The following is a 17,922-nucleotide window of genomic DNA, read 5'->3' as shown; positions in this document are numbered from 1 at the left end:
AAGAGGGTATCCAGGTCTTGCGTCACAACATGATCTTGGATGCCCTCTCTTCATGCCCAGACATCGACCCCTGACTTCGGAACTACTCGTCTAGGCCCGACTCGCCGCCGGGTTCGGCACCGGCGTCGCTACCGCCTGGCGCTACGTCCGCGAAGCCGTCGACCTGCTCACCGCAGCCGCCGACGACCAGGCCACCGCCATGCAGCGGATCCGCAAGCTGGCGTACGCGATCCTCGACGGCACCCTGATCCCGATCGACGGGGTCGCCGACCCGAAGCCCTACTACCCCGGGAAACACAAACGGCACGGAGTGAACGTGCAGGTCATCATCGTTTTGAGCCGCGTCGAGACCAGCCGCTACTCAGGATGAAAACGGCTCCTTCTATGCCCTGTTCAAGGGCTCGCCTGGACAGCGCAAGTCCTGTCCCGTGCACCGAACCTGCGGGGCCGAGCAGGTGCGGAGTTCCCCTCCACTTCCTCGACAAGTGTGGCGTGTGAGCCGGCGAGGCCGCGATGGGCGTTCTGCATCTGCCCCGCGCCACATACCGGGCATGGCGGTCAACCGACCGCGCCCACGGCATATCCGGGTGCGCTCCACCCCCGCGAGGGCCGAAACTGGCGCGATGGATCAGCTTCAGGCCGTCGTCGGGCTGGTGGACCGCGTACTGGGTCCGGAGGTCGTCGGCAGCTACCTGCACGGTTCCGCGGTGCTCGGTGGCCTCAGACCGGCCAGCGACCTGGACGTCCTCGTCGTCAGCCGGCGGCCCATGAACGATCAGGAGCGGCGTCAGTTCCTCGACGGGCTCTTCCCGCTCTCCGGTTCCCGGAACCGGGCCCGCCCCGTCGAACTCACCGTGGTCGTCCAGTCGGACGTTCGCCCGTGGCGGTTCCCGCCGACCTGCGATTTCCACTACGGCGAGTGGTTGCGCCAGGACTTCGAGGTCGGCGGGCCGCCTCCACCGGTACCCATGCCCGACCTGGCCCTGCTGGTCACGATGGTCCTGGCCGGCGACCATCCGCTCACCGGTGCGCCGCCCGCGCAGGTCCTCGACCCGGTGCCGCACGCGGACCTGGTACGCGCGACCGTGGCCGGCGTTCCCGGCCTGCTCCAGGACCTCGACGACGACACCCGCAACGTCCTGCTGACCTTCGCCCGGGTCTGGACCACCCTCGCCACCGGTCAGCTCAGGTCGAAGGACGCCGCCGCCGACTGGGCGTTGGCCCGGCTGCCGGCGGAGCACCGCCCCGTTCTCCAGCATGCCAAGGAGCTGTACCTCAACCGCCGGTACGCCGAGGAGAGCTGGAGTGACGAGCTGCGGGCACAGGTACGCCCGCACGCGGACCATGTCCTCGCCGAGATCAGACGGCACGCGTGCGAGTGACGATGGCGAGCGCGGCGGCCCGGGCCGACCGCGCGAACGAGGACTTCACCGGCGCCGTACCCACGGCGGCGGTGCTGATCGACGGCGCTGGCATCCCCGGCGCCGAATCCGTCTGCCGACACGGCGTGGCCTGGTACGCGAGCCGGCTGGGCGGCAACCTGCTCAGCCTCCTGTCACTCGTGCCGGACCGCAGCCTTCCCGCGCTGCTCGCCGAGGCGATCGAACGGGTGACGGACGCCCATCGGGACAGCTGCGACGTCGCCGACCCCATCGGTCCGTCGGCGACCGTCGCCATGCTGCGCGTCGCCGACGGGCTCGTCGAGCACCTGGTGCTCGGTGACTCGTACGTGGTGCTCGACCGGGCGGACGGGTCGCCGCTGATCCGTTCCGATCCCCGCGAGGTGGTCATCAGCCGCGCGTACCAGTCGAAGCTGGCGGCCACCGCCGAGGGAAGCGACGAGTACCACCGGGTCCTGCGGGAACTGCGCGCCCACCGTAACCAGCCGGGCGGGTTCTGGCTGGCCAAGGACGGCCCGCGGGCGGCGGACGAGGCGCTCACCGGGCGTTGTCCGGCCTCCGAGCTGGCCGGGGCGGTCCTGCTCAGCAACGGCGCCAGTCGCCTCGTGGACCGTTTCCACCTCGCCGACTGGCCAGTGGTCATGGCCGTCCTCGCGGCGAGCGGGCCCGTCGAGATCATCCGACGCGTCCGCCAGGCCGAGGCGCGCCACGCGGTGCCGGCGGACGATGCGACGATCGCGCACTGCACCGACCTCGCCGCCTGCTGACCCGGACCGGCTCCGGCCTGGGTCAGGTGCTGGTGGCCAGCCGGCCCTGCCGGGGGCACGCACCGGCGCGGCACGCGTCGGCGCAGATCCGGCGGTGCTCCTGCTGGTCGGCGGGCGCGGCGCACTCGTCGCCGCGGGACCGGCAGCCGTGCAGCCTGGCACCGCACATCGCCCCGGACCGGCCCGCGGCGGCGCCGCGTCACTCCGTGGTCGCCTGCGGTGACGGCGCGCTGGACTGCGTATCCGGCTCGTCGGTCGGTGCCGCGGTGGGCTCGGCCGGCGACTCGCTGGCCGGGGCGTCCGACGGCGTGCCGCCGGTCGGGGCGGGACGGTCGGTGCGCGACGGTTGCGGGCCCGCCGACGCGGCGCCGGACGCCCCGCCGGCGGTCGGGGTCGCGCGCCGGCCAGGGGTCGTGTCGCGCGCCTTCCCCGGCGTCTGTCGAGGATCGCCGCCGGCGGGGCCGGGCTCGCCCGAGCGGGTCACGGACGGCGTGGGTTCTCCGGAGCGTCCCGGCGACCAGCCGGTGCCGTCGGCGAAGACCAGGACGGCGGCGACGGCGGCCAGACCCGTCACGACCAGCCCGGCGATGGCCCGCCGTCGGCCGCCGGCCCGCCCGGTCGGACCGGCGGCGGCTGCCGGCGGTGGGGCGACGGCGCGCGGCACGGCCACGGTGGCGGGCCCGGCAGCCGGGTGCTCACCCGGCGGCCCGGCGAGGGCGGCGGCCGTGTCGGCCATCGCCGCGGCGGTCGGGAATCTGCGCTCCGGCTCTCGGGCCATGGCGGTCGCGACCAGGTCACCGAAGGCCGGCGGGACGTCGTCGGGCAGCGGGGGCGGCTCCTCGTCGAGGCGGCGCAGCGCCACCGCGATGGGATTGTCGCCCGGGAACGGGGGATGGCCGGCGAGACAGTGGTAGGCGACCGCGCCGAGCGCGTAGATGTCCACGGCCGGGCTGACACCGGTCTTGGCGAGTTGCTCCGGCGCCATGTAGAGGGCCGTGCCCATGACCTGGTTGGCCGCCGTCAGTTCCGCGGCGTCGGCGGAGAGCGCGATGCCGAAGTCGACGAGCACGACGTGCCCGTCGGGCTCGATGACGAGGTTGCCCGGCTTCACGTCGCGGTGGACCACCCCGACCTCGTGCGCGGCCTGCAGGGCACGGGCGGTCTGCGCGACGATCGACATGGTCTCGGCGGTGCCGAGCCGGCCGGCCTCCGCGATCCGGGCCGACAGCGGCTGACCACGCACATAGGCCATGACCAGGTACGCGGTGCCGGGCTCGCCCGGCAGGCCGGTCTCACCGTAGTCGTACACCTCGGCGACGCCGGGATGGCGCAGCGCCGCCATCGCCCGCGCCTCCCGCCGGAACCGCTCACCGGCGCTGGCCTGGGTCACGGCCCGGCTGTGCAGCACCTTGACCGCCACGTCGCGTTTCAACGTCTGGTCGACGGCGCGCCACACCTCACCCATTCCGCCGGCGGCGATCCGCTCGGTCAGGCGGTACCGGGCGCCGACGAGGTCACCCACTTCTGGCATTCGATTCTCGTACCCCGCCGGCTCCTCAGTCACGCCAGGCCCGTCCCGGGTGCCCGGTGACGACGGCGACTCCGGTGCTGCCGGCGGTTCCGGCGCCCGTGCGACGATGACGCCCATGAGCAGCGACGTCACCCCCGACGTGGGCGCCCTGGCGATCAACGTCACGATCCCGGAGGAACTGCGCTGGACCGACACCCGGCGCGGTACGGAGTTCACCCTGACGACCTTGAACGTCCGGCTCCTCCGCGACGGGCACCTCGCGGCGAAGGCGTACGGCCGGCCGACGGCCGGCGGTCGCGGCACCTACGTCTCGTTCCCCGTGCCGGACCGGCCCGAACTGGCGGACCTGGCCGCCGGGGCGGCCAGCCGCGCCGGCGCTCTGTGGGCCGCGCACCGCGGTCTACCGCGCAGCGACGGCTGACCTCGCCGGCCGGGGCGTACGCAGCGGCCGACGATCGATTCCCCGGCGGTCAGCGTTTCGCGCGGCGGGCCGCGATCATCGCGAGCAGGCCGGCGGCGGCCAGCCCGGCCCCGACCAGCAGCACCGCCGGCAGGCCCCGACGACCGTCCCGCTCGGACGGTGTCGCGACGGCCGGCGACGCGGCACGGGTGGACGCCGGCGCCGGCGTCGTCGCCGCCGCGCTGGGTGAGCGGGGCGAACCGGGCACGGGATAGCGCAGGATGGTCGGTCGGGTGCCGGCCGGTTGGTCGGCGACCTCGGAGACGGTGAGGAGTGACCGGCCGTCCCGGCTGTAGGCGATCGACTCGCCCTGCGGCTCGTCCGGCAGCGGCACGACCCGCGGTGTGCCGCCGGTCAGCGCGGCCACCACGTCCCCACCCGGCACGTCGAACTCGAACGCGTCGGCGTAGGTGCGCAGCACCACCCGCCGGCCGTCCGGCGAGGTCGCCGCGCCGGTGACCACGGCGCGGCCGAGGAACCCGAACGGGTTGCTGGTGTCGGTGCCCGGCAGGCCCACCTGCCCCCGCCGGACCAGCGGCACGGCGCGCCCCGCCACGAGGTCACCAGCCGGGGCGTAGATCCCGGCCGGGCCGCCCTGCTTCGTCACGATGAGCGGCCGTCCGTCGCCGTCGAGCAGGAGCGCCTCGGCGTCGTGCGCCCCGTCCGGGTAGGTCAACCGGTACAGCACCGGCCGGTCGCCGCCGGCCGGCAGCCGCCACACGGCCACGGTCTGCCGGGAGCGGTCGTTGTCGCCGGTGTCGGCGATCCACACCGTGCCGTCGGCCCCGACGGCCAGGTCCTCGGTGTCCCGGGGGCGCGACGGGTACCGCACCGTCCGGGTCACCCGGCAGCCCTGGTCGAGGAAGAAGATCCGTCGGCGGGGCTCGTCGTCGGCGCTGTCGTTCACCACCACGAACCCGCCCGCCGTGACGGCCAGCCCGGAGATCTCGTTGAGCCGGCTGTCGCGTACCCGGCACACCGGCACCCCGGCGGGCGACGCTGCCCGCAGCGGCACCGCGCCCGCGGCGGCCGGTGGCGGTGCCGCCACCGCCGCGCCGGCCGGCGCCAGCGCCAGCATCACCGCGGCCCATCCGGCGCTCCGCCGCCCCCACGCTCGCCCGTGCCGCTCCCGCACTGCCCCTCACATCGTCCCGGCCCGGCCCGCCCCGGTCGCCGCGACCGGGCGGCGGCACCGCCAGCAGAGGTTACGACGGCAGCCGCCCGTCCCGCTCCCCCCTGGCCCACCGGCACCCCGTCCGGTGCCGGTCCGGGCCGTCGGCCGGCTGGGCCACGGACCCGCCGCACGGCTCAGCGGGCCGCCATCAGCGACCGGTAGTCGGCCGCCGTGAGCGGCTCCGTGGTCAGTGCGCCGTCGGCCCGCGGCACCTCCAGCGGCCGGCCGTCCCGCCGGAAGGTGACCGAGTGCACGTCGGCCCGGCTGGTCAACGTGCAGACGATCTGGCCGAAGGCCAGGATCTCGTCGCTGCGTCCGCTCTCGTCGGCCGCCTCGGCGACCTCGACCTCCGCCGCACCGGCGGTGAGCCGGCCGCCCGTGTGCACCGCCCGCCCGGTCAGGGCGCTCGTCAGGCCACCGTCCCGGTCGGCCTCCGCCGGCCCGGCGAGCAGATGCTCCAGGTGGGTGGCCACGTCGGGCAGGTACTCCACCGGCCGGACGACCCGGACGAGGCGGTCGTCGCGCAGGAAACACAGCGGCTCCGCGCTCCGCCCCGAGCTGGTCGCGGTCGCGTCGGGCGCCGGGTTGGCGAACGGTCCCGGCGGCACCGGGACCGGGCGGGGCGCGTCGTCGACCGGCACGCCACATCCGGTGGCCAGCACGACCACGCAGCTGGCGACCAGCAGGAGACGTCTCATCCGGCACATCCCGGCAGTTCCACCCGGAACCGGGCGCCGCCCTCGGGGCGATCGGTGACCACCGCGCGACCGCCGTGCGCGGTCGCGTGTTCGGCGACGAGGGCGAGTCCGAGCCCGGTGCCGTCGGTGCCGGCCCGGTCGTGCGCCGCCCGGCCACGGACGAAGCGGTCGAAGATCACCTCCCGGTCCGGTACGGGCACGCCGGGCCCGTCGTCGTCGACCTCGATCACCCCGGTCCCGTCGCCGTCGCAGCCGAGCCGGATCGCGACCGGCCCGCCGCCGTACCGGACGGCGTTCTCCACGAGGTTGTGCAGGATCTGCCCGACCCGGCGCCGGTCGACGTGCCAGCGGACGCCCGCCGGCGGCACGGCCCGCACCAGGTCCGCCGGCAGCCCGTGGCGGTGGCACACCTCGCCGGCCAGCGCCGCGACGTCGACCCGTTCGCGGCTGGTCGGCTGCTCCGCCCGAGCCAGCTCGATCAGGTCGTCGACCAGCCGCTGGAAGCGGTTGATCTCGTCGGCCACCAGGCCGGCCGCCACCGCGGTCCGCTCGTCGTGATGTTCCCGGCGGCGCTGCAGCACGCTACTCGCGGCGGCCAGGGTCTGCAGCGGCGAGCGCAACTCGTGACTGACGTCCGCGGCGAACCGGCGGTCCCGCTCCAGGTGCCGGGCCAACTGCTCGACCATCCGGTTGAAGGAGGTCGAGAAGCGGGTCAGGTCCGGGTCGGTGGCCGGGTCGAGGCGGGTCTCCAGGTCGCCGGCGGCGATCCGCTCGGCCGCGTCGGCGACCGCGGTCAGCGGACGGAGGCTGTGCCGGGTCGCGTACCAGCCGAGGGCGGCGCCCGCGCCCGCCACCATGATGGCCACGGCGGTGAGGGTCAACGCGACCAGCTGGAAGGTCTGCTCGACCTCCCGCAGCGAGGTGATCTCGTAATAGCTGACCGTCGCCGACAGCGGCACGCCGACCAGCAGGGCCGGCTGCCCGTCGGCGCGGACCCGCTGCACGGCCGGCGTGCCCGAGGAGACCGTCCGCCGCAGCTCCTCCGGGACGGAACTGCCGCGGATCTCCGCGCTCCGCGCGTACCACCGCCCGTCCCGGTGCAGCAAGGGCCGCCGGGCGCTGCCGGTGTCCAGGGAGCCGAGCACCGCCGCGATGTCCGGCGCGTCGGTGTCGAGCCCGGACCGGACCACCGCCGCGTCGAAGAACGCCGCCCGCACGGCGGTGCGCTCCCGCTCCTCCAGCAGTGACCGGCGGGTCAGGTCGTACGAGAACAGGGCCATGGCCGCCGCGAGCAGCGCGGCGCCGACGGCGAACGCGGCGGTGACCCGGGCGCGTAGTCCGAGGCGGCTCATCGCTGCAGCTTGTAGCCGAGCCCGCGCAGGGTCACCAGGTGCCGGGGGTTGGCCGGGTCCCGCTCGATCTTCTGCCGGAGGCGGCCGACGTGCACGTCGACCAGCCGTTCGTCGCCGGTGTCGTAGCCCCACACCCGCTGCAGCAACTGCTGGCGGGACAGCACCTTGCCGACGTGCAGCGCCAGCTCGCAGAGCAGCCGGAACTCGGTCCTGGTCACGGCGACCGGGCGACCGTCGAGGCGCACCTCGCCGGCCTCGGCGCTGACCTCCAGGTCACCGAAGACCTGGACGGAGACCGCCGTGCCGGCCCGGGCCCGCCGGCGCAGCGCCCGCAGCCGGGCGGTGAGTTCCTTGATCGCCACCGGTTTGACCACGTAGTCGTCCGCGCCGGCCTCCAGCGCCGCGACGATGTCGTGCGTGTCGTCGCGTGCGCTGACCACCACGATGGGTACGTCGTCGTCGCGGCGCAGTTGCCGGATGCACTCGAAGCCGTCGAGGCCCGGCAGCATCAGATCGACGAGGATGTTGTCGGCGGGCGCCTGCTGGTGCCGGCGCAGTCCCTCCTCGGCGCTGGCCGCCCCGTACGCGGTGTAACCCTCCTCCTCCAGCGCGAGCAGGAGCGCCAGCCGGATCCGGTCGTCGTCCTCGATCACCAGTACGGCCGTCATAGCCGCATCATCCCTGCTCCGTGTCGCGATGCCCAACCCGGTGGCGGCCCACCCGGTTTTGTCACACAACTGTCATGAAGCTGCGCAGGGACCTCCACGATCCGTACCCAGAGTCGTCAGGGAGTCGGACAACCAGAGATCCGGAGGAGCCGTCAGTGACCTCGCGCCACCCACCCGAGCCGGAGTGCCGGGTGCCCCGGGTCGAGCTCGACATCGTCGACGAGCTGGACCTGCCCCACCTCGCCGAGGTCGGCGCGGCCCTCGACCGGGTCCTGTCCCTGCAACCGGCGGAGGTGGTGATCGACCTGTCCGAGTGCCGGCAGATCGACGCCGCCGCCATCGGCCTGCTCCTGGACGTCCAGCGCCGGCTGGCCCGCAGTGGCGGCGCGCTCACCCTGCGTGATCCCCACCCTCGGATCCGGCGGATCCTCGACACCGCCCACCTCGACCAGGTCCTGCGCATCGTGGCGTCGCCCCCGCCGCCACGGTCGCCGCGCGGCGAGGCCGCGGGCGGACCGATCGGTCCGGTACGGGGGCGGGCCCGGGTCAGTCCGGTAACGCCCTGACCGCGACGGAGAGGAGAAGAACGTGGGTGGCAGCGCGCTTCTCAGCGCCCTGGCCGTCGGCATCGGCGTCGGTCTGGTGGGGCGGCTGGCCCTGCCCGGCCCGAAGGCCGCTCCGGTGTGGCTGACCATCGCGCTCGGCGTGGCCGCGGCCCTGCTGGGCTCCGTCATCGCCCGCCTGCTCGGCGTGGATCTCGACAACCTGGCACCGCACCGGTTGGTGGCCCAGGTGGGCCTGGCCCTCCCGGCGGTCGTCCTGGGCGTCGTGGCCGCCGGCCGGCGCCGGACGCCCGAGCTGAGCGGTGGTCCGGCCGGCCGGCCGGAGGACGGGGACCGGCTGCGGGACGGCCGGACGGTGGGAGGTCAGGCATGACGGTGGTACCGACGGAGAATCTGCTGAGCATGATCTGTGACGGCTGCGGTGACACCGTCACCGGCGCGGGCAACGTCCTGCCGGACGCCGAGGTGGTGTGGACGCTGGTCCTCGACAACGGGTGGAGCGGCTCCGCCTTCGCCTCCGGCCCGCACCACTGCCCCCGGTGCTCGCTCGACCCGTCGGTGGGCGGCGACGCGTCCGGGCTGGGCAATCCGCTGGGCATCGATGACCTGGACGGGCCGGACGACCGGCCGGCCGGGGAGGTGGACACCGCGGAGTCGGTGCGGCGGGCGCTGCGCGAGGCGTTCACGCTGGGCCCGCAGGTGCTGGTGGATCTCGGCGACGTGGCCACCATCGACTCCACGGGCCTCGGCCTGCTCGTGCGGGCCCACCAGGACGCCCGCAACGAGGGGCGGACGCTCTGCCTGGTCGCCCCCTCCCGATTCATCCGGACGGTGCTGCACACGATGCGACTGGAACAGGTCTTTCCCATCTTCCCGACCCGGGCCGCCGCCTTCCGGCACTGCACCCGGGCGGTCGGGGCACCGGCCCGGGCGGCCTCGCCGGTGGCGAGCAGGGAGGCTGCCCGATGATGCCGTGGCCCTATCCCGACCACAACCCGTTCCACCGGGACGACCAGCCGCTCGACGGGGATCTGCGGCTCGCCGCGCTGGTCGCGCAGCGGCTCAGCATCGACTGGACCACCCGCCGCCAGCAGATCTCGGTGTCCGTGCAGAACCGGGTGGTCATCCTGACCGGCATGGTGGCCGACCAGGAAACCCGGCGGGCCGCCGCCGAACTGGCCTGGGACGTGCCCGGCGTCTTCGACGTGTGCAACGCAATGACGCTGTTCCCGCGCGGTCGTGGCCGCCGGTGACGCCGCCCACCGCCGCTTGCGGGTACGGGTGAGATCCGGCGCTCCGGCAGCTAGGGTGATCGTCGGTGTGCCGGGAAGTCTGGTCGGCGTGTGACCCGTCATGTCCCGAACCCACAGGAGCCGTCGTGCGAGCCCGAGATCTGGCCGTACCGTTGCCCACCATCACCCTGGCCACGTCGGTGCTGGAGGCGGCCCGGCTGCTGGCCGGGCACAACCTGCCCGGTCTGATCGTGGTCGACGAGCGCGGGTGCCCGATCACCGTGCTGCCCGGCACCCAGGTGCTGCGCCTGGTGATTCCCGGCTACTGCCGGGAGGATCCGACCCTGGCCCGGATGATCGACGAGCCCTCGGCGGACGTGTTCCTGCGCGGCGCCGAGGGGCGTACGGTGGCTGATCTCCTGCCGCCGGAGCATCCCGAGCCGCCGGTGGTCGACCCGCAGGCCACCGCCCTCGAGATCGCCGCCGTGATGGCGCAGAAGCGCAGCCCCCTGGTCGCGGTGGCCGCGCCCCGTGCCCCGATGATCGGCGGCATCACCCTCGACGCCCTGCTCGACCGGATGCTCGCCGGATGACGGGCGTGGCCTGGGCGGCGGTCGCCGTCTTCACCGTCGCGTACGTCCTGATCGCCACCGAGAAGATCCACCGGGTGGCCGCCGCGCTCGGCGGCGCCGCCGTGATGTTCCTGATCGGCGCCACCGACACGGCACACGCCTTCTTCTCCGAGCAGGCCGGCATCGACTGGAACGTGATCTTCCTGCTGGTCGGCATGATGCTCATCGTCGCCGTGCTGAAACGCACCGGTGGCTTCGAGTACGTGGCGGTGTGGGCGTCGAAACGCGCCCGGGGACGCCCGTACCGGGTGATGGTGATCCTGGTGCTGATCACCGCGGTCGCGTCGGCCGCTCTGGACAACGTCACCACCGTCCTGCTCGTCGCCCCGGTGACCTTCCTCGTCTGCGAGCGGCTCGGCGTACCGGCGGCGCCGTTCCTCATCGCCGAGGCGATGGCGTCCAACATCGGTGGCACCTCCACCCTGGTCGGGGACCCGCCGAACATCATCATCGGCAGCCGCGGCGGCCTGTCCTACAACGACTTCCTGATCCACCTCGCGCCGTTGGTGGTGCTGCTCCTGGTGGTCTTCCTCGGCCTGTGCCGGGTGCTGTTCCGGGACGCCTTCCGCTACGACCCGCAGCGGGCGGCGCAGATCGCCGCCCTGCACGAGGGCGACGCCATCCGCGACCGCCGGCTGCTGACGCTCGGCCTGGCCGTGCTCGCCGCGGTGACCGCCGCGTTCGTCCTGCACACCACCCTGCACCTGGAGCCGGCGGTGGTGGCCCTGCTCGGCGGCCTGCTGCTGCTGGCCCTGTCCCGGCTCGACGCCGGGGAGATCAGCCGGGACGTGGAGTGGCCCACCCTGGTCTTCTTCGCCGGCCTGTTCATCATGGTCGGCGCCCTGGTCAACACCGGCGTGGTGGAGCAGATCTCGCGCGCCGCGATCAACGCCACCGAGGGCCGGTTGCTGCCGGCGACGATGGTGCTCCTCTGGGGATCCGCGGCGCTCTCCGCGATCGTGGACAACATCCCGTACGTGGCCACCATGAGCCCGGTCGTCGCCGACCTGGTGCAGGCCCAGGGCGGCACCGGGCAGTCCCGGGTGCTGTGGTGGGCCCTCGCGCTCGGCGCCGACCTCGGCGGCAACGCCACCGCCGTCGGCGCCTCCGCCAACGTCGTGGTGCTCGGCCTGGCCGAGCGTGCCGGCCAGCGCATCACCTTCTGGCAGTTCACCCGGTACGGCATCCTGGTCACCCTGGTCACCGTCGGGCTCGCCGTGCCCTATCTGTGGCTGCGCTACTTCCTGCTGGCGTGATCCCCGGCAGCCGCGTCGTCCCCGCCGCCGCCGTCCCGGCCGGCCCGCTCGGCTCCACTCCCGGCCTGGTCGGCGGCGGGTCGCCCCGACCCTCGCCGCGCCCGCTGGATCCGGTTCACCACGCCGTGCCAGGTCGGCGTGTCGCCGGTGTCGTCGAAGGCCCGGGCGACCACGACGTCGGTCGAGGAGTGCGCCAGGATCGAGATGACGATGGTCAACGCGACCAGGTGGAAGATCTCATCGGCGGCCCCGATGCCGGACTCGAGCACCAGCAGCCCGTAGACGACGGAGGCGAAGCCCTTCGGCCCGAACCACATTGCCGCGGCCTGCTCGCGCAGGCCGAGACCGCTGCGCAGGAACGACACCCACAGGGCGACCGGCCGGGCGACCACGATCGCCAGCACGGCGAACACCCAACCGGTCCACGCGATCTCCCCGAGGAACGCGGGCGAGATGAGCGCGCCGAACACCAGCAGCGCGGCCAGCTTCAGCAACTCGGCCACGTTCTCGCCGAAGTGCTCGAAGGCGGACCGTTCCCGCGGCCCGAAGGTCGCCACGGTGATGCCGGCCGCGAACGCGGCCAGGAACAGGTTGCCGTGGGTCGCCTTGCCCAGCGCCAGCACCAGCAGGCCGATCGCGACCCCGTTCAGCGGCGCGTACGCCGCCGACGCGGCGAAGAACCGGGTCCGTTCCAGCGCGATCGCGGCGAGCGGCACCAGCACCCCGATCGCCAGCCCGACCGCCAGTTCGGTGGCCAACTCCCCCAGGTGCAGGTCGTCGGAGCCAGCCGCGACCGCGAGCAGCACCACCACGAACGGCAGCGCCAGCCCGTCGTTCACGCCCGACTCGACGTTCAGCAGGTGCCGCAACCGCGCCGGCACCTTGTCGTTGCCGACCAGCGCGGCCGCGAACACCGGGTCCGTCGGCGCGAGGATCGCCCCGATCAGCAACGACTCCGCCCACCCGAGTCCGGCCACGTAGTGCGCCAGCACGGCGGTGACCAGCAGCGTCAACGGCAGGCCCCAGCCCAGCGCCCGCCCCGGCAGCCGCCACGCCGACCGGAGGTCCGCCCAACCCACCCGCATGCCGTCGGTGAACAGCACCGCGAACAGGGCCAGCTCCGCCAACTGCGCCACGATCGGCGAATCGGCGTGCAGGTGCAGCACCCCCGCGCTGCCCTCCCCCAGGACGAACCCGGCGACCAGGAACAACGCCGCGGTGGACAGGATCGTGCGGTGCGCGAGCGCCGACACCAGCACGGCCGCGAGCAGGACGGCGGCGAAGCACAGCAGCAGCAAGGGACCCTCCGGAGCGCACGGTCGTTCACGGTGCCGACCAGACTTCCCGGCGCGCCATGGATCCCGGCGATCATATCGGCTCCCCGCCGGTCCACGTTCCGGGCGTCGCCGCGGCGCGGCGCCGATGATCGTCGACAGCCGGGTCGTGGCAGGATCCAGGCGTGATGCGGGGACGACAGGCGCGGCAGGCGGCAACGGCGCCAGGACCGGGCCAGGCGAGCGCGTCGTGGCGCTGATCACGCGGCGGCCGGTGTGGCAGCAGCGCAGCCGCCGGTTCCGCCATCCGGCTCAGGTGATCTCCATCGGATTCGGCACCGCGGTCGCGGTGGGTACCGGGCTGCTGTCGATGCCGGCGGCAACGCAGTCCGGGCAGCGGGCACCGCTGGTCGACGCGCTGTTCACCGCGACGTCGGCGGTGTGCGTGACCGGCCTGGTGACGGTCGACACGGGCAGTTACTGGTCCGCGTTCGGGCAGGTGGTCATCCTGCTGCTCATCCAGGCCGGCGGGCTGGGCATCATGACGGTGGCCACGCTGTTCACCGTGCTCGTGTCACGGCGGCTGGGACTGCGGGCCCGGTTCCTCGCGCAGGCCGAGACCAGGAGCCTCGACCTCACCGACGTACGGGGAGTGGTCCGGCGGATCGTGCTGTTCAGCCTCGCCAGCGAGGCCGTGGTAGCGGTGGCGCTGGCGCTACGGTTCGCCGGAAGATACGGAGAAGCGGCGGGGCCGGCCATCTACCACGGGGTGTTTCACGCCGTGTCGGCGTTCAACAACGCCGGCTTCTCCACCAACGCCGACAGCCTCGTCGGCTACGTCACCGACCCGTGGATCAGCCTCACCATCGCCGGAGCCGTGATCCTCGGCGGTCTCGGATTTCCGGTGGTGTTCGAACTCGCGCGGTACTGGCGCCGGCCCGCGCTCTGGTCCGTCATGACCCGGCTGACCGTCACGCTCACGGTGACCCTGCTGGTGGTGGGCACTGCCGTGCTGACCGTCACGGAATTCACGAACCCGGACACGCTGGGCCCGTTGACGGGTCCGGAGAAGCTGCTGGCCGGGTTCTTCGCCTCCGCGATGACCCGTACCGCCGGGTTCAACAGCCTGGACATCGGCGCCATGCGCCCAGAGAGCCTGCTCGCCAGCGACGTCCTGATGTTCATCGGTGGCGGCAGCGCCGGCACCGCCGGCGGCATCAAGGTCACCACGTTCGGGCTGTTGGCGTTCGTACTCTGGTCCGAGATGCGCGGCGAGATCCATGTCAACATCGGGAAGCGGCGCATTCCGGCCAGCAACCAGCGGCAGGCGTTGGCCGTGGCGCTGCTCAGCGTCGGCGCCGTGGTCACCGCCACGTTCGCCCTGGTGGCGATCACCCAGCACGGACTCGAACGGGTGCTGTTCGAGGTGGTGTCGGCCATCGCCACGGTCGGGCTGTCCACCGGGATCACCGGCAGCCTGCCGCCGCAGGCCGACCTGCTGCTGACCGTGCTGATGTTCGCCGGCCGCATCGGGCCGCTCACCCTGGCCACCGCGCTGGCGCTCCGCGACCGTACCCGCCGCTTCGAACTGCCCGAGGAGAGGACGATCGTTGGCTGACCGGACAGAACCCGTGGTGGTCATCGGTCTGGGCCGCTTCGGCGGCGCCCTGGCCCTGGAACTGGCCAGCCGGGGCACGGAGGTGCTCGGGCTCGACCACCGCCCGAAGGTGGTGCAGGCCCTGTCCGGGCGCCTGCCGCACGTGGTCACCGCCGACTCCACCGACATCGAGGCGCTGCGGCAACTCGGAGTGGGCGAGTTCCGGCGCGCCGTCGTGGCGATCGGCACGGACATCCAGGCCAGCATCCTCACCACCAGCCTGCTGGCCGAACTCGGCATCCCCGACATCTGGGCCAAGGCCGTCAGCGACCAGCACCGGCACATCCTCACCCGGGTCGGCGCCCACAAGGTCGTCGCGCCGGAACACGACATGGGCGAACGGGTGGCTCATCTGCTGTCCGGCCGGATCCTCGACTACGTCGAGGTCGACGCCGACTTCGCCGTGGTCAAGACCACCCCGCCCCGCGATGTCGTCGGCAGGCCGCTGCGTGACTCCCGACTGCGCAGCCGGTGGGGCGTCACGGTCGTCGCGGTCAAACCGCAGGCCACAATAGGCCGGCGCCCCGAATTCACCCATGCCACTCCGGACACCGTGCTCGCCTACGGCGATCTGATCCTCATCGTCGGGCCGGTCGACAACGTGGAGCGCTTCGCCGCCAGCGAGTGACGCACCCCTTCCGGCCCGCCCGGGTGCCGGCACATCCGTGCCTTCCGCGGGTGGCGGATCGTGGGTACGGTGACCAGTGGTGTGCCGGGAAGCCTGGTCGGCAGTCGTGATCCTTGCCGACCGGAAGGCCACCGATGACCACACCCGTGCCGAGCACACCCGCCATCCGCACCCACCAGCTCACCAAACGCTACGGCCGCCTGCTGGCCCTGGACGGGCTGGACCTGTCCGTGCACGCCGGCGAGGTGTTCGGGTTCCTCGGCCCCAACGGCGCCGGCAAGTCCACCACCATCCGGCTGCTGCTCGGCCTGGCCCGTCCGACCGCGGGCCGGGCCCGGATCTTCGATGCCGACGCCGGCGACGTCGCCGCCGCGCACCGTCTGCTCGCCTACGTGCCGGCCGATGTGGCGCTCTGGCCCCAGCTGACCGGCGCGGAACTGCTGGAGCTGCTCGCCGCCACCGGCCCGGGCATCGACTCCGCCTATCGGGCCGCGCTCGTCGAGCGCTTCGGCCTCGACCTGTCCCGGCCGGCCCGCGCCTACTCCACCGGCAACCGGCAGAAGGTGGCGCTCGTTGCCGCGTTCGCCACCCGGGCTCCCCTGCTGGTGCTGGACGAACCGACCAGCGGCCTGGACCCGCTGATGGAACTCGAGTTCCGCCGGGCCGTCGCCGAGGCGCGTGACAACGGCCAGACGGTGTTCCTCTGCTCCCATCAGCTGGCCGAGGTGGAGGCGGTCTGCGACCGGGTGGCGATCCTGCGCGCCGGTCGGCTCGTCGACGTCGCGACGGTGGCCGAGCTGCGGCGGCTGCACCGCAGTGAGGTCACCGCGGAGTTCGCCGGTCACGCCCCGGACCTCACCGAGGTCCCCGGGATCGAACTGCTCGACCGGGCGGACGGGATGCTGCGCTTCTCGCTGGCCGGGGCGCCCGCCGCCGCCCTGCGCGCCCTCGCCGCGGCCGACATCACCGCCCTCACCGTACGCGAACCGAGCCTGGAGGAGATCTTCCTCGACTACTACGGCCAGGGGGACCGGTGAGCGGCGCGCCCGGGCCCGCGGTCACCCGACTCGCGGCCCGCCAGCTGCGCCGCCCGGCGCTCGTCGTCGCGGCGGTGACCGTCGGCATGTCCACGCTCGTCGTCGGCACCTACGCCCGTACCGTCGGCGACGCCGCTGCCGTGCAGTCGCTGGCCGCGCTCGCCGGGAACCCGGCGATCCGCACGTTGTTCGGCACGCCCGTCGCGCTGGACAGCGCCGGCGGGTTCACCGTCTGGCGCACCGGCACCGTCCTCGCCGTCCTGCTCACCACCTGGGGCGCGCTGGCCACCACCCGACTGACCCGGGGCGCGGAGGAGAGCGGCCGGTGGGACCTGCTGCTCGCCGGCCGGTTGACCCCGGCCGGCGTCCTGGTCCGGCACCTGGCCGTGTGCACGGCGGCGATGACGCTGACCGGGATCCTGCTGGCCGCCGCGCTGGCGACCGCCGGCACACCCGCGGCCGGGGCGCTGCTGCACGCCGCCGGCCTGACGCTGGCCGGGCTGCTCGCCGTCGCGGCGGCGGCCTGCGCCGGGCAGGTCTTTCCCACCCGCGCCGGGGCCACCGGCGCCACCCTGGCCTTCCTCGGTCTCGGGCTGCTGGCCCGCATGGTCGGCGACGGCGTTCCGGCGCTGGCCTGGCTGCGCTGGCTGCCCCCGTACGGGCCGCTCGCGCTGACCCGCCCCTACCGGGACGACCGATGGGCTCCCCTGCTCGCGCTCGTGCTCACGGCAGCCGCGCTGGCCTGTCTCGCGCTGATCCTTGCCGGGCGGCGGGACGTCGGGGCCGGGCTGCTGCGCGCGCCGGCAGGTCGGGCGCCCCGCGACTGGCTGCTCGGCTCGGTCGGCGCCTTCGCGGTCCGGCGTATGCTGCGGCCGCTCGCCGGCTGGTCGGCGGGCATCGGCGCGTACTTCCTGCTGATCGGCCTGCTCGTCGATTCGCTCACCACCTTCCTCGCCGACAATCCCCGCTTCGCCGACCTCGCCGCCCAGGCCGGTTTCGCCGGTCTCGGCACCGCCCGGGGGTACGCCGCCACCCTGTTCGCCCTGCTCGCCATCCCGATCGGCGCCTTCGCCACCGCCCGGCTGGCCGCGTTCGCCGCGGCGGAGAATGCCGGACGGCTGACCCTGCTGCACGCCGGGCCGGTCACTGCCGCCCGGCTGCTGACCGCCGAGGTGGCCACCACCGTGGCCGGCGCCGGCGCGCTCGCCGCCGTGGCGGCCGTCGCCACCTGGGCCGGTGCGACGGTGGTCGGCGGCGAGCTGCCGCTCGACGCCGCGCTCGCCGGCGCCGTCAACGTGCTGCCGGTCGCGCTGCTCGGCGCCGCGGCGGCCACCCTCGCGCTCGGCCTGGCGCCCCGGGCGGTCGCCACGATCGGCATGCTGCCCACGGCCGGCGGGTTCCTGCTCAAGGTGACCGCAGACAGCGTCCACGCACCCGTCTGGGTCGGCCGCCTGTCGCCGTTCGCGCACCTGTCCCCGGTACCCGCCGGCGCGCCGAACTGGGCGGCGGTCGCCGTCATGCTCGGGGTGGCGGTCGCGGTGACCGGCGCGGGCACCTGGGGCTACCGTCGGCGCGACCGGTGGGGGTGAACCC

The 17,922-nt window shown here is 74.0% G+C and carries 20 protein-coding genes and 1 pseudogene; 14 read left to right on the top strand and 7 right to left on the bottom strand.

Annotated elements, in window-relative coordinates:
- Window positions 1-97: 97 nt before the first annotated feature.
- The 3 genes and pseudogenes from AB0I11_RS31155 to AB0I11_RS31145 form a co-directional block, all read left to right on the top strand.
- Window positions 98-328 (top strand): annotated as a pseudogene (locus AB0I11_RS31155) (IS5/IS1182 family transposase); the annotation flags it as partial.
- A gap of 295 nt (window positions 329-623) precedes the next feature.
- Window positions 624-1,382 carry an aminoglycoside adenylyltransferase family protein gene (locus AB0I11_RS31150; RefSeq protein WP_357328786.1) on the top strand — a complete coding sequence of 253 codons (759 nt, stop codon included), beginning with the start codon at window positions 624-626 and terminating at the stop codon, window positions 1,380-1,382.
- Window positions 1,373-2,167, top strand: a complete 795-nt coding sequence (locus AB0I11_RS31145; RefSeq protein ID WP_357328783.1) for a hypothetical protein — start codon at window positions 1,373-1,375, stop codon at window positions 2,165-2,167. The genes AB0I11_RS31150 and AB0I11_RS31145 overlap by 10 nt, the downstream gene beginning before the upstream one ends.
- A gap of 22 nt (window positions 2,168-2,189) precedes the next feature.
- Here AB0I11_RS31145 and AB0I11_RS31140 read toward each other — a convergent pair whose 3' ends face one another.
- Both AB0I11_RS31140 and AB0I11_RS31135 read right to left on the bottom strand, forming a co-directional pair.
- Window positions 2,190-2,336: a hypothetical protein gene (locus tag AB0I11_RS31140; RefSeq protein ID WP_357328780.1), complete on the bottom strand. Its 147-nt coding sequence runs from the start codon at window positions 2,334-2,336 to the stop codon at window positions 2,190-2,192.
- A gap of 30 nt (window positions 2,337-2,366) precedes the next feature.
- Window positions 2,367-3,689: a protein kinase gene (locus AB0I11_RS31135; protein WP_357328777.1), complete on the bottom strand. Its 1,323-nt coding sequence runs from the start codon at window positions 3,687-3,689 to the stop codon at window positions 2,367-2,369.
- A 124-nt stretch (window positions 3,690-3,813) separates the two neighbouring features.
- Here AB0I11_RS31135 and AB0I11_RS31130 point away from each other — a divergent pair, with 124 nt between their 5' ends.
- Window positions 3,814-4,119, top strand: a complete 306-nt coding sequence (locus tag AB0I11_RS31130) for a hypothetical protein (protein ID WP_357328774.1) — start codon at window positions 3,814-3,816, stop codon at window positions 4,117-4,119.
- A gap of 49 nt (window positions 4,120-4,168) precedes the next feature.
- Here AB0I11_RS31130 and AB0I11_RS31125 read toward each other — a convergent pair whose 3' ends face one another.
- The 4 genes from AB0I11_RS31125 to AB0I11_RS31110 all read right to left on the bottom strand — a co-directional run bounded on the left by AB0I11_RS31125 (window position 4,169) and on the right by AB0I11_RS31110 (window position 8,050).
- Window positions 4,169-5,236, bottom strand: coding sequence for a hypothetical protein (locus tag AB0I11_RS31125; RefSeq protein ID WP_357328792.1), 1,068 nt, complete (start codon window positions 5,234-5,236; stop codon window positions 4,169-4,171).
- Window positions 5,237-5,466: 230 nt separating this feature from the next.
- The gene (locus AB0I11_RS31120) at window positions 5,467-6,030 is read right to left on the bottom strand and encodes a GerMN domain-containing protein (RefSeq protein ID WP_357328771.1); all 564 of its coding nucleotides are present in this window, start codon (window positions 6,028-6,030) and stop codon (window positions 5,467-5,469) included.
- The gene (locus tag AB0I11_RS31115; protein WP_357328768.1) at window positions 6,027-7,382 is read right to left on the bottom strand and encodes a HAMP domain-containing sensor histidine kinase; all 1,356 of its coding nucleotides are present in this window, start codon (window positions 7,380-7,382) and stop codon (window positions 6,027-6,029) included. Before AB0I11_RS31115 ends, AB0I11_RS31120 begins: the two co-directional genes overlap by 4 nt.
- On the bottom strand, window positions 7,379-8,050 hold the full coding sequence (locus AB0I11_RS31110; protein WP_357328764.1) for a response regulator transcription factor: 672 nt from the start codon (window positions 8,048-8,050) through the stop codon (window positions 7,379-7,381). Before AB0I11_RS31110 ends, AB0I11_RS31115 begins: the two co-directional genes overlap by 4 nt.
- A 155-nt stretch (window positions 8,051-8,205) precedes the next feature.
- Here AB0I11_RS31110 and AB0I11_RS31105 point away from each other — a divergent pair, with 155 nt between their 5' ends.
- From AB0I11_RS31105 to AB0I11_RS31080, 6 genes are all read left to right on the top strand, one after another.
- Window positions 8,206-8,616 carry an STAS domain-containing protein gene (locus tag AB0I11_RS31105; protein ID WP_357328761.1) on the top strand — a complete coding sequence of 137 codons (411 nt, stop codon included), beginning with the start codon at window positions 8,206-8,208 and terminating at the stop codon, window positions 8,614-8,616.
- A gap of 22 nt (window positions 8,617-8,638) precedes the next feature.
- Complete coding sequence (locus tag AB0I11_RS31100; RefSeq protein ID WP_357328758.1) at window positions 8,639-8,986, top strand: hypothetical protein; 348 nt, start codon at window positions 8,639-8,641, stop codon at window positions 8,984-8,986.
- On the top strand, window positions 8,983-9,582 hold the full coding sequence (locus AB0I11_RS31095) for an STAS domain-containing protein (protein WP_357328753.1): 600 nt from the start codon (window positions 8,983-8,985) through the stop codon (window positions 9,580-9,582). Before AB0I11_RS31100 ends, AB0I11_RS31095 begins: the two co-directional genes overlap by 4 nt.
- The gene (locus AB0I11_RS31090; protein WP_357328750.1) at window positions 9,579-9,866 is read left to right on the top strand and encodes a BON domain-containing protein; all 288 of its coding nucleotides are present in this window, start codon (window positions 9,579-9,581) and stop codon (window positions 9,864-9,866) included. Before AB0I11_RS31095 ends, AB0I11_RS31090 begins: the two co-directional genes overlap by 4 nt.
- A 125-nt stretch (window positions 9,867-9,991) precedes the next feature.
- Window positions 9,992-10,438 (top strand): CBS domain-containing protein, encoded by a 447-nt coding sequence (locus tag AB0I11_RS31085; RefSeq protein WP_357328747.1) that lies wholly within the window; start codon window positions 9,992-9,994, stop codon window positions 10,436-10,438.
- Complete coding sequence (locus AB0I11_RS31080; RefSeq protein ID WP_357328744.1) at window positions 10,435-11,733, top strand: ArsB/NhaD family transporter; 1,299 nt, start codon at window positions 10,435-10,437, stop codon at window positions 11,731-11,733. Before AB0I11_RS31085 ends, AB0I11_RS31080 begins: the two co-directional genes overlap by 4 nt.
- On the opposite strand, the gene AB0I11_RS31075 is transcribed toward AB0I11_RS31080, so the two are convergent.
- The gene (locus tag AB0I11_RS31075; RefSeq protein ID WP_357328741.1) at window positions 11,715-13,031 is read right to left on the bottom strand and encodes a cation:proton antiporter; all 1,317 of its coding nucleotides are present in this window, start codon (window positions 13,029-13,031) and stop codon (window positions 11,715-11,717) included. The two genes, AB0I11_RS31080 and AB0I11_RS31075, sit on opposite strands and share 19 nt — an antisense overlap.
- A 226-nt stretch (window positions 13,032-13,257) precedes the next feature.
- On the opposite strand from AB0I11_RS31075, the gene AB0I11_RS31070 reads away from it, so the two are divergent.
- The 4 genes from AB0I11_RS31070 (at window position 13,258) to AB0I11_RS31055 (ending at window position 17,918) form a co-directional block, all read left to right on the top strand.
- Window positions 13,258-14,625: a potassium transporter TrkG gene (locus AB0I11_RS31070; protein ID WP_357328738.1), complete on the top strand. Its 1,368-nt coding sequence runs from the start codon at window positions 13,258-13,260 to the stop codon at window positions 14,623-14,625.
- Complete coding sequence (locus AB0I11_RS31065) at window positions 14,618-15,292, top strand: TrkA family potassium uptake protein (protein WP_357328735.1); 675 nt, start codon at window positions 14,618-14,620, stop codon at window positions 15,290-15,292. Before AB0I11_RS31070 ends, AB0I11_RS31065 begins: the two co-directional genes overlap by 8 nt.
- Before the next feature lie 134 nt (window positions 15,293-15,426).
- Window positions 15,427-16,329, top strand: a complete 903-nt coding sequence (locus AB0I11_RS31060) for an ABC transporter ATP-binding protein (protein ID WP_357328732.1) — start codon at window positions 15,427-15,429, stop codon at window positions 16,327-16,329.
- Window positions 16,326-17,918 carry a hypothetical protein gene (locus AB0I11_RS31055; protein ID WP_357328729.1) on the top strand — a complete coding sequence of 531 codons (1,593 nt, stop codon included), beginning with the start codon at window positions 16,326-16,328 and terminating at the stop codon, window positions 17,916-17,918. The genes AB0I11_RS31060 and AB0I11_RS31055 overlap by 4 nt, the downstream gene beginning before the upstream one ends.
- Window positions 17,919-17,922: the final 4 nt, after the last annotated feature.

This window comes from Micromonospora sp. NPDC050495, assembly GCF_040655175.1.
Taxonomy (GTDB): domain Bacteria; phylum Actinomycetota; class Actinomycetes; order Mycobacteriales; family Micromonosporaceae; genus Micromonospora.
This window is presented reverse-complemented; position numbering and strand designations above follow the sequence as displayed.